This window comes from Amycolatopsis sp. NPDC051071, assembly GCF_040682875.1.
GTDB lineage: Bacteria > Actinomycetota > Actinomycetes > Mycobacteriales > Pseudonocardiaceae > Amycolatopsis.
This window is the reverse complement of sequence record NZ_JBFBBY010000221.1, coordinates 1-10,525: the sequence shown is the minus strand read 5'-3', so window position 1 is coordinate 10,525 and position 10,525 is coordinate 1. Positions and strand designations below refer to the sequence as shown.

The following is a 10,525-nucleotide window of genomic DNA, read 5'->3' as shown; positions in this document are numbered from 1 at the left end:
CTCCCCTTGGGGGGTGGTTCTTTCTACCTTTTACGTCATTTACGAGGCCGAAGGGCCCACACCGCCAGGAACCACCTGGATCACGAACCCCATCGAACAGATTTGCCAGACACGCCCTAGGCCGTAAGTCCCCGGCGGCGCAACTCCGGCCGGACACCTTCGCCGAACCAGTACGCCTCTTCCAGATGCGGATACCCGGAGAGGACGAACTCCTCGATACCGTGCGCGTGGTACTCCTCGATCAGGTCGGCGACCTCGCTGTGGCTGCCGACGAGCGCCGTACCCGCTCCGCCGCGCACCAGACCGATGCCCGCCCAGAGGTTCGGGTGGATCTCCAGCCCACGGACACCGCCGTCGGTTTTGCCGCCGTGCAACGCGGCCATCCGTTGCTGACCGACGGATTCGCTGGCGGACAGCTGTTTCTGCGTATGGGCGATCCGCTCGGGATCGATCGCGTCCAGCAGTTTGCCTGCCTCGGCCCACGCTTCCGCGGCCGTGTCGCGCGACAACGTGTGCAACCGGATGCCGAACCGGAGTTTCCGGCCTTGTTCTTCAGCGAGCTCCCGGACTTTGGCGATCTTCTCGGCGACCTGCGCGGGCGGCTCACCCCAGGTCAGGTAGACGTCGGCGTGCCGTGCCGCGATCGGGAGCGCCGCCGCGGACGAGCCGCCGAAGTAAATCGGTGGCACCGGATCCGGCGCCGCTCGCGTGGTCGCGCCCTCCACCTTGAGATGCTCCCCGTCGAAGTCGAACGGCTTGCCGCTCCACACCCCGCGCACGATCTCGAGGAACTCGCCGGTGCGGGCGTAACGCTGATCATGATCGTGCCAATCGCCGAACCGGCGCTGCTCGACCGCGTCACCACCGGTGACGACGTTGAGCAGTACGCGCCCCTGCGAGATCCGCTGGAAGGTCCCGGCCATCTGCGCGGCCAGCGTCGGCGAGACGGTCCCGGGCCGGGAGGCGACCAGGAACTTGAGGGTTCTCGTCTCGCGGATCAGCGCCGCCGTCGTCAGCCACGCGTCCTCGCACCAGGTTCCGGTCGGCGTCAGGACGCCCTCGAAACCGTTGGCCTCGGCGGCGCGGGCGACCTGCGCGAGGTAGTTGAGACTCGGCTCCCGTGAGGACGTGGCCCCGGCGGCGCGACTGGCGTGGAAGTGCTCCACGATGGTCCGGCCGTCGCCGGTGGTGGGCAGGAACCAATGCAGCTTGACCGTCACGCTTCCGAGCTTCGGCCGGTGGGACGGGGCGGGTCAACCGGCGGGCTCGCCGTCCCGCGATCTGGACGCCTGCCTGCCGCAATTAGTCCTCTAGTTGCGGCAGTTGCACGCGCAAGGACCGCAATTAGAGGACTAATTGCGGGGCCGTCGCGGGCATCAGCCGCCGAACATCAGCCGCCACTCGTCCAGCGACTTCGGCTGGAACACGAAGTTCGTGTCCTTCACCCGCGAAAGATTCGCCGACGGCTCGGCCGAGTACTGGTGTCCCGGGTAGACGACCGGATCGCCGTCGAGACCGGCGAGCCACTGCAAGCTCCGGTAGATCGCTTCCGCGTCCCCGCCGGGGAAATCGGTGCGGCCGCAGCCTTCGAGGAACAGCGTGTCGCCCGAGACGAGTCGTCCGTCGACGAGGAAGCACTGGCTGCCGGGGGTGTGCCCCGGCGTATGCAGCAGGCGGATCGGCACCGCGCCGACTTCGAGGACCTCGTCGTGTTCGTGCGAGCGCAGGTCGGTTTCCGAGACACCGGTGATCCGGCGCACCCACTCGGCTTCGGCGCTGTTGACATGGATCGGTACCTGGACGCGCTCCAGCAGTTCCGCGATCCCGGGCAGCGAGAAGCCCATCATCTCGCCGCCGACGTGATCCGGGTGGTGATGCGTCGCGAGGACACCGGTCAGCCGCATGCCGTCGGCTTCCAGCAGGTCGAGCAGATCGCCGACGGCATACGCCGGATCGACGATCACGGCTTCGTTCGTCTCCCGGTCGCCGATCAGGTAGGCGAAGTTCACCATCTGCGTCGCGACCGGATCCCCCACCGCGAAATCACGGCCCGCGAGCAACTGCCGGAAGTACAGCCTGTCAGCCATGGCGCACACCTTACGGTGCTATTCGCCGACCGTGCCGTCGGCCAGCTCCCGCAGGATGTCCAGGTGCCCGGTGTGCCGCGCGGTCTCCTGCACGACATGCGCGAGCACCCATCGCACCGTGTGTTCTCCCGACCGGCGCGCCCGCTCACCAGGCGAGATCCCCGCCAACGCGGCTTCCGAAAGTGCCCACTCGGCGCGATACGCCTCGACGACCGAACGCGGATCGTCGTCTTCGGTCAGGTCCCAGCTTGGATCCGGTGAGCCCGTCCACAGCGACGGCAGATCCGCGCCACCGGCCTCGATCGAGAGCCACCAGCGTTCCACCGCGGTCAGGTGTTTGAGCACGCCCAAGGCGCTCATCCGCGGCGACACCGGCAGCGGCGTCGCAGCTGCCTGCTCGCGGGTCAGCCCGGCGACCTTGTTCACGGCGGTGGCACGGAGGAAGTGTAAGAAGTCCCACTGGATCCCGGCTTCGTCCTCGGCGATCCCGTCCGGCCAGGCCCGTTCCACCGGCTCGGCGGCCCTCGAACTCGTGTTCGACATGGCGATGACCCTACACACCGCTAGGCTGGCGATCCATGTGGTGGGGATTGATCTGCGCGTTCTTCGCGGCCTGTGCGTACGGCGTCGCTTCGGTGATGCAAGCGATCGCCGCGAAGGCGACCTCCGGCGCCGAAGACCGCGTCGATCCCAAGCTCCTCGTGCGGGTGCTGCGGCAGTGGAAGTTCGTCGCGGGGCTCGCGCTGGACGTCGTCGGGTTCGTCGCCCAGGTGGTCGCGCTGCGGGTCCTGCCGCTGTTCGTGGTCCAGGCGGCGCTGGCCGGAAGCCTCGCCGTGACGGCGGTCGCGGCGCGGACGCTGGGTGTCCGCTTGGGACGGCGCGAGTGGACGGCGGTCGCGGTCGTCTGCGCTGGTCTCGCCCTGCTCGGGATTTCGGCGGAGAGTGAAGGTTCCTCGGCGACCGGGCTGGGTTTCCGGCTCGTGCTCGTCGGCACGGTGGTGGTGCTCGGCACGGCCGGGATGCTCGCCGGCCGCGCGCCGCGGCGGATCCGGACACCAGCCTTGGGCCTGGTCGCCGGTCTGAGCTTCGGGATGGTCGCGCTTTCGGGCCGTGTGCTCACCAGCCTTGCCCCGCTCGACCTGCTCACCGATCCCGCCACGTACACCCTCGCCGTGTCCGGCGCGATGGCGATGCTGTTCTACGCCACCGCGCTGCAACGCGGCAGCGTCACCACCTCGACCGCGATGATGGTGATCGGCGAGACCGTGCTCCCCTCGCTGATCGGGGTCGTCGTACTCGGCGACACCACACGACCCGGTTTCGCGGCCGTGGCTGTAGTCGGGTTCGTGCTCGCGATAGCGGCGGCGCTGGCGCTGGCACGCTTCGGCGAACCGGCCCCGATCGAGCCGGTCAGCGCGCAGCCCGGCTGAACCCGCCCCGCGAAATCAGCAGCCAGGCCAGGTACGTCCCGCCGATCGCGCCGGTGACGATCCCGACGGGCAGGCCGGGGAACAACTGCTGGGTGACCAGGTCACTCAGCACCAGCAGGAGCATGCCCATCAGCGCGGACGCGGCGAGGCCGGGCCCAGAAGACCGCGTGAGCCGCTTCGCCAGCTGCGGCGCGGCGAGCGCCAGGAAGGCGATCGGCCCGGCGGCCGCCGTCGCGATCGAGCAGAGCCCGACGCTGACGGCGATCAGCACCAGCCTGCTCCGCTCGACGGGCACGCCGAGCCCCTTCGCCGAGTCGTCGCCCATTTCCAGCAGGGAAAGCCTTCTGCCGTAGACGAAACCGAGCGGCAGCAACGCGGCGACCGCGATCGCGACCGGGACGACGTGCTCCCAGCCGCGTCCGTTGAGCCCGCCGACCAGCCACGCCTGCGCGGCCAGCCCGTCCTGCCAGGAGGCCCGGGTGATCAGGTACGAGTTGAAGGCGATGAGCATCGCGTTCACCCCGATCCCGACGAGGATCAGCCGGAACGCGTGCACCCCGCGCCGGAACGCGAGCAGCGCGATCATCGTCGCGGTGACGATGCCGCCCACGAGCGCGCCGAGCGAGACCTGGAGCATCCCTCCGTGCACGACGGTGATCGTCAGCAGCGCACCGGCGGCCGCGCCTTCGGTGAAGCCGATGAAATCCGGGCTGCCCAAAGGGTTCGACGAAAGGCTCTGCAGGATCGCGCCACTCACCGCGAGCGCGCCGCCGACCAGCAGCGCGGTCAGCAGACGCGGGAGCCGCAGGGTGGTCACGATGAATTCGGTGCTCTTGTCGCCGAAGCCGAACAACGTCTGGATGACCTCGCCGACGCTCAGCGGGTAGTCGCCGGTGGTCATGCTCACCGCGCCGAGGAAGAACACGGCGACGGCCAGCACCACGACGACGATCGCCGCCCTCGGCGTGACGCGCAGGGACAGTCCACCACCAGGGGTACGCAGGACGCGGGTGGTCATCGGCGGTCGCTCCTTGATCGCGGTCACAGCCGGGCCAGCTTCCGGCGGCGGCACAGCGCGATGAACACCGGCGCCCCGAGGAAGGCGACCACGATGCCCGCCTGCAGCTCCTCGGGCGGGTTCAGCACCCGGCCGACGACGTCGGCGCCGATCAGCGCGATCGGCGCGAGCAGCATCGAATACGGCAGGACCCACCGCTGATCGGGGCCGGCCAGCACGCGCGCGGCGTGCGGTACGGCGAGCCCGAGGAACAGGACCGGCCCGATGGCCGCGGTGCCCGCGCCGCAGAGCAGCGTGATCACGATGGCGCCCCAAACCCGGGTGCGGCCGACGTGGGCGCCGAGCGCCTTGCCGGTCTGGTCGCCCAGCGCGAGCACGTTGAGCGGCCTGGCCAGCAGCAACGCGATGACGATCCCGACCACCACGAACGGCGAGATCTGCCAGAAGACATCCCATTTCCGGCCGGTGAGCGAACCGACGTTCCAGAACCGGAACTGGTTGAACGTCTCGGGCATCAGCAGCAGCACCCCGACGATGTACGCCTGGAGCACGGCCATGACGGCGGATCCGGCGAGTACGAGCCGGTCCGGCGTGGCACTGCGGCCCGCGGAGCCGAGGACGTACACGAGCACGGAGGCGATCGCGGCGCCGGCGAAGGCAAACCAGATGTAGCCGAGCACGCCGGAGACGCCGACGAAGGCGATACCCGAAACGACCGCGGCCGCTGCCCCGGTGTTGACTCCGAGCAGGCCGGGATCGGCGAGCGGGTTCCGGGTGAGTGCCTGCATCACCGCGCCTGCCAGCCCGAGCGCCGCGCCGACGACCACGGCCAGCAGCGTCCGTGGAATGCGGAGGTCGTGGATGATCACCGCTTCCGGGGACCCGTCGTTATGCCACAGCACCGACCAGGTGGAGGTGAACGGGATGTTCTTCGAGCCGACCCAGATGCTCAGCAGAAAAACGAGCGCCAGCAGGCCCAGCGCGAGCAGCAGACCACCGAGACGGAAGGTCCGTGCTGCCGTGCCCGGCGGGGCGGCGGCTTCGGGCGGGCGTTCGGTGACGACCACGGATCCTCCTTACAAGTGAGGCGAGGCTGACCGAACGCCGGAGTTCACCTCAACGAGTTACGTACTTAGACTAGCCTTACCTATCCCGAAGAACGGAGACGCCGGTGTCCGCAACGGCCACCACCAGCCGGAGCGTGCTGCGCCAGGCGATTTCCGGGCAGCGACGGCAGGTCACGCTCGCGTCGGTGCTCGCCGCCTGCCACCAAGGCGGTGAAGCACTCGTTCCGGTGATCATCGGCCTGGTGATCGATCAGGCGGTCGCCGGGAACTCGATCGGCTCCCTCGTCATCTGGCTCGCCGTCCTCGGTGTCGTCTTCGCGGGACTGTCCTACAGCTACCGCTTCGCCGCGCGCGCCGCCGAAGGGGCGTCACTGCGGGCCGCGCACGACATCCGCCTCCGTATCAGCGAACGCGTCCTGCATCCGGGTGGCGGCGCCGAAACCGGGAAGCTCGCCGGGGAACTGGTGAACGTCGGAACGAGCGACGCGCAACGGGTCGGCGTGGTCAACGCCGCGCTGCCGTTCGGGATCGCCGCGCTGGCGGGGGTGCTGGTCAGCGCGATCGCCCTGCTGCGGATGTCCCTTCCGCTGGGCCTCCTCGTCCTGCTGGGGACGCCTCCCCTGCTGTATCTCGCGCACCTCATCGGCAAACCACTCGAACGACGCAGCGAAGCCGAGCAGGAACGCTCCGCGCACGCTTCGGGGATCGCCGTCGACCTGGTCGCGGGTCTGCGGGTGCTCAAGGGCATCGGCGCCGAGTCGACGGCCATCGCGCGCTACCGGGAGACCAGCCAGAACTCGCTGAAGGCGACCTTGCGTGCCGCCAAGGCGAAGGCCTGGCACGACGGCTCGTTGCTGGCGCTGACCGGGATCTTCATCGCGATCGTCGCCCTCGTCGGCGGGCAGCTCGCGTCGTCGGGCTCGATCAGCGTCGGCGATCTCGTCGCCGCGGTCGGCCTCGCCCAGTTCTTTCAGACGCCGTTCCTGATCTTCGCGTGGGTCAACGCCGAACTGGCACAGGGCCGCGCGTCGGCGGGCCGGGTAGCCGAGGTGCTGTCGGCCCCGGAGGCCGTCCGGGCGGGAGACGGCGAACTTCCTTCGCCAGCCAAGGGGAACGTCCGGCTCACGACGGTGACCTACGGCAGCCTGCGCGGCTTCGATCTCGACGTCCCCGCTGGGGAAATCGTGGGTGTGGTCGCCGCCGATCCGGCCACCGCGACCGATCTGCTCGACTGCCTCGGCCGCGCGGGCGACCCTACCGAGGGCACCGTACTGGTGGACGGCGTCGATCTGTCCACAGTGGACCCGCACCGCGTGCGCGAGGTCGTCCTCGTCGCCGCGCACGACGCGGACCTCTTCGAAGGAACGGTCGCGGAGAACGTGCTTGCCGGTGGTACCGCACACGACGAGGCACTGGCGGCGTCGGCGGCCGACGAAGTCGCGGACGCCCTGCCCGGCGGCGTCGAAACCGCCGTCACCGAACGAGGGCGTTCCCTCTCCGGCGGTCAGCGGCAACGGGTCGCACTGGCCAGGGCACTGGCCGCGGAGGCGCCGGTACTGGTCGTCCACGACCCGACGACCGCGGTGGACACCGTGACCGAAGCGAAGATCGCGGCCGGGATCGCCCGGCTGCGACGAGGACGGACGACGATCCTGGTGACCACCAGTCCCGCACTGCTCGCCGTCACCGATCGTGTCGTCGTCCTCGACGGCGGCCGGATGACCGGTGAAGGCGTGCACGCCGAACTCGTCCACGAGCGCGCCGACTACCGGTCGGCGGTGCTGTCATGAGCCGCGAACTCCTGCCGACCGCGGACGGCAAGCGGATCCGCGCCGTCCTCGGCGAACTGGTCCGCACCTCGAAGGCACGAGCGGCGGGCGCGCTCACGATACTCGTCGGCGCGACCGCGATCGGGCTGCTCACCGCCCCCCTGTTCGGACAGATCGTCGACCTCGTCGTCGGGAAACAACCGGCCACCACGCTGACTACCCCGGTGGTCGCGCTGGTGCTGGTGGCCGTCGCACAGGCGATCGCGACCGCGCTCGGCGTCTCGCTGACCGCACGGCTCGGCGAGACCCTGCTCGCCGAACTGCGGGAACGGTTCATCGACCGGGCACTGAACCTGCCGCTGGAGCAGGTCGAGCGGGCAGGCTCCGGCGACCTCACCGCCCGGGTCACCAACGACGTCACGGTCGTCGCGCGGGCGGTCCGCGAGGCACTGCCCGAACTGGGGCGTTCGGTACTGACCATCGTGCTCACGCTCGCCGCGCTCGGCGTCCTCGACTGGCGGTTCCTGCTCGCCGCCCTGCTCGCGACACCGATCCAGATCCACACCCTGCGGTGGTACCTCCGCAACGCCGTCCCGCTGTACGCGAAGCAGCGGATCGCGACCGGTTCCCAGCAGCAGCAACTGCTCGACACCATTGGCGGCGCCAAAACCGTCCGCGCGTTCCGCCTCGCCGACGCTCATGTGGAGCGGGTACGGCGGCGGTCGGAGGGCGCGATGGAGCTGATGCTGCGTGGTGTCCGGCTGATGACCCGGTTCTTCGCGCGGCTGAACCTCGCCGAGTTCGTCGGCCTCTCCGCGGTGCTCGCCGCCGGTTTCCTCCTGGTGGGCGCCGACGCGGTGACCGTCGGCGCGGCGACGGCGGCGGCGTTGTACTTCCACAGCCTTTTCAACCCGATCAACACCGCGCTGGCACTGGTGGACGACGCGCAGGCGGCCACCGCGAGCCTCGCCCGGCTGATCGGCGTCGCCGACCTGCCCGCACCACGCGAACCCCAGCAGCCCGCGAAGCCCGTCGACGCGTCGGTGAAGGCGGCGGGTGTCAGCCACTCCTATGTGGACGGACATCCGGTACTGCGCGACGTCGACCTGTATCTCGCCCCCGGTGAGCGGGTCGCGCTGGTCGGCGCGAGCGGCGCCGGGAAGACCACGCTGGCCAAGCTCATCGCGGGGATTCACCCCGCGGGGTCGGGCACGGTCGCCGTCGGCGGTGTCCCGCTCGACGAACTCGGCCCGTCCGCGACCCGGCAGGCCGTCGCGTTGATCAGCCAGGAGGTGCATGTCTTCTCCGGTTCGCTGGCGGAAGACCTGCGACTCGCCCGTCCCGGCGCGTCGGAGGTGGAATTGCTCGCGGCACTGGACAAAGTCGGCGCGCGCGGTTGGGCGGAGGCACTCGGCAACGGGCTCGCCACCGTGGTCGGTGAAGGCGGGCACCAGCTGACCGTCACCCAGTCGCAGCAACTGGCGCTGGCCAGGCTGGTCCTCGCGGATCCGCCGATCGCGATCCTCGACGAGGCGACGGCAGAGGCGGGCAGTGCCGGCGCGAAGACCCTCGAAGCCGCCGCGGCGGCCGCACTCGAAGGGCGTACCGCGCTCGTCGTCGCGCACCGGCTGACCCAGGCCGCCGCGTCGGACCGCGTCGTCGTACTCGACGCGGGCCAGGTCGTCGAAAGCGGTACACACGACGAACTCGTAGCCGCCGGTGGCCGGTACGCGACGCTTTGGGCGGCCTGGTCGGACAACCGTTCACGGACGTGACCCTCGACGCAGTGTCACTGGTTGCAATCACCCGGCCCGCGTCTTAGGTTAGGCAAACCTGCATACCGATTAATCCGGCGTTGCGTCGGCCGCTGATCACGAAGGACGGACGATGCCCCGAATCCCCACCCTTTCCGCCGTGCGCGGACGCCGCCGGACCGCCGGCGCACTGGCGTCCGCACTGGTGCTGGCCGCTTCGCTCACCGCGTGCGGTGGTGGCAGCGAGCCGGCCGCTCCGGCCGGGCAGAACGCCGCGGGTTCCGCGGTCGACGCGAACGCGTTCCCGACGACGATCGAGCACAAGTACGGCAGCACCACGATCACCCAGGAGCCGAAGCGCGTCGTCACGGTCGGCCTGACCGAGCAGGACGCGCTGCTCGCCCTCGGCGTCGTCCCGGTCGGCGTCACCGAGTGGCTCGGCAAGTTCCCCGGCACCATCGGGCCGTGGGCTACCGGCAAGCTCGGCGGTGCGCGGCTTCCCGAGGTCCTCAAGGACGTCGACGGGCCGCAGTACGAGAAGATCGCCGCGCTCAAGCCGGATCTGATCATCGCGCTGTACTCCGGGCTGACCAAGGAGCAGTACGACAAGCTGAGCCAGATCGGCGTCCCGGTCGTCGCGCAGCCGAAGGAGTACAACGACTACGGCATCCCGTGGAACGAGGCCACCAAGAAGGTCGGCCAGGCCGTCGGGCGCGTCACCAAGGCGAACGAACTGGTCAAGGGCGTCGAAGACAAGTTCGCCCAAGCCCGTAAGGACCACCCGGAATTCCAGGGCAAGTCAGCGCTGATGGCCTCGACCTACGAGGGCTACTTCGTCTACGGCAGCCAGGACGGTCGCTCGCACATCCTCGAATCGCTCGGCTTCAAGCTGCCCGCCGACCTCGACGCCCTCATCGGTGACAAGTTCGGCAAGAGCATCAGCGCCGAACGCACCGACCTGCTCGACCGCGACGCGCTCGTGTGGCTCATCGACACTCCCGCCAAGGCTCAGGAGATCCTCGGCAAGGACGCGCTGTACACGGGCCTGAAGGTGGCGAAGGAAAAGCGCGAGGTCCTCGTGGAGAACGACGGAACCTACGGCAGCGCGATCTCCTTCGTGACCGTGCTGAGCCTGCCTTACGTGATCGACCGGATCGTCCCGCAGCTCACCGCCGCGGTCGACGGCGACCCGAAGACCGAGGTCAAGCCCGCGTCGTAACCCGGCGCAGCGAAGAACAGGGCCGCGAGCAGGCTGCTCGCGGCCCTGTTTCGTGCGGTGGGGCGGTGGGCTCGTGAGTGTTTTGGGTCGTTAGAACGACCCAAAACACACACCAGGGGATCGGTGGGGGACGGGACATGGCACGCAGGAACCCAGAACCGAACATCGGGGGGTGGGGGAA

Annotated in this window: 9 protein-coding genes; 4 read left to right on the top strand and 5 right to left on the bottom strand. The window is 69.6% G+C overall.

Annotated features, from left to right (window positions below):
- Positions 1-116 precede the first annotated feature (116 nt).
- The 3 genes from AB0M65_RS37640 to AB0M65_RS37630 form a co-directional block, all read right to left on the bottom strand.
- The gene (locus AB0M65_RS37640; RefSeq protein WP_364039241.1) at positions 117-1,220 is read right to left on the bottom strand and encodes an LLM class flavin-dependent oxidoreductase; all 1,104 of its coding nucleotides are present in this window, start codon (positions 1,218-1,220) and stop codon (positions 117-119) included.
- Between the two features lie 156 nt (positions 1,221-1,376).
- Entirely contained in the window at positions 1,377-2,087 is a 711-nt protein-coding gene (locus AB0M65_RS37635; RefSeq protein WP_364039238.1) for an MBL fold metallo-hydrolase, read from the bottom strand.
- An 18-nt stretch (positions 2,088-2,105) separates the two neighbouring features.
- A complete protein-coding gene (locus AB0M65_RS37630) occupies positions 2,106-2,630 on the bottom strand; it encodes a DinB family protein (RefSeq protein ID WP_364039235.1) in 525 nt (174 codons plus the stop codon).
- A gap of 35 nt (positions 2,631-2,665) precedes the next feature.
- Between AB0M65_RS37630 and AB0M65_RS37625 the strand changes: the two genes are divergently transcribed.
- A complete protein-coding gene (locus AB0M65_RS37625; RefSeq protein WP_364039232.1) occupies positions 2,666-3,517 on the top strand; it encodes a DMT family transporter in 852 nt (283 codons plus the stop codon).
- Here the strand turns inward: AB0M65_RS37625 and AB0M65_RS37620 are convergent.
- On the bottom strand, positions 3,498-4,535 hold the full coding sequence (locus tag AB0M65_RS37620) for an iron chelate uptake ABC transporter family permease subunit (RefSeq protein WP_364039229.1): 1,038 nt from the start codon (positions 4,533-4,535) through the stop codon (positions 3,498-3,500). The genes AB0M65_RS37625 and AB0M65_RS37620 overlap by 20 nt on opposite strands.
- 23 nt (positions 4,536-4,558) lie before the next feature.
- Positions 4,559-5,602 (bottom strand): iron chelate uptake ABC transporter family permease subunit, encoded by a 1,044-nt coding sequence (locus tag AB0M65_RS37615; protein ID WP_364039226.1) that lies wholly within the window; start codon positions 5,600-5,602, stop codon positions 4,559-4,561.
- 104 nt (positions 5,603-5,706) lie between these two features.
- Between AB0M65_RS37615 and AB0M65_RS37610 the strand changes: the two genes are divergently transcribed.
- From AB0M65_RS37610 to AB0M65_RS37600, 3 genes are all read left to right on the top strand, one after another.
- The gene (locus tag AB0M65_RS37610) at positions 5,707-7,392 is read left to right on the top strand and encodes an ABC transporter ATP-binding protein (protein WP_364039223.1); all 1,686 of its coding nucleotides are present in this window, start codon (positions 5,707-5,709) and stop codon (positions 7,390-7,392) included.
- Positions 7,389-9,146 carry an ABC transporter ATP-binding protein gene (locus AB0M65_RS37605; RefSeq protein ID WP_364039220.1) on the top strand — a complete coding sequence of 586 codons (1,758 nt, stop codon included), beginning with the start codon at positions 7,389-7,391 and terminating at the stop codon, positions 9,144-9,146. Before AB0M65_RS37610 ends, AB0M65_RS37605 begins: the two co-directional genes overlap by 4 nt.
- 112 nt (positions 9,147-9,258) lie before the next feature.
- Entirely contained in the window at positions 9,259-10,344 is a 1,086-nt protein-coding gene (locus AB0M65_RS37600; RefSeq protein WP_364039217.1) for an iron-siderophore ABC transporter substrate-binding protein, read from the top strand.
- The last annotated feature ends 181 nt before the right edge of the window (positions 10,345-10,525 follow it).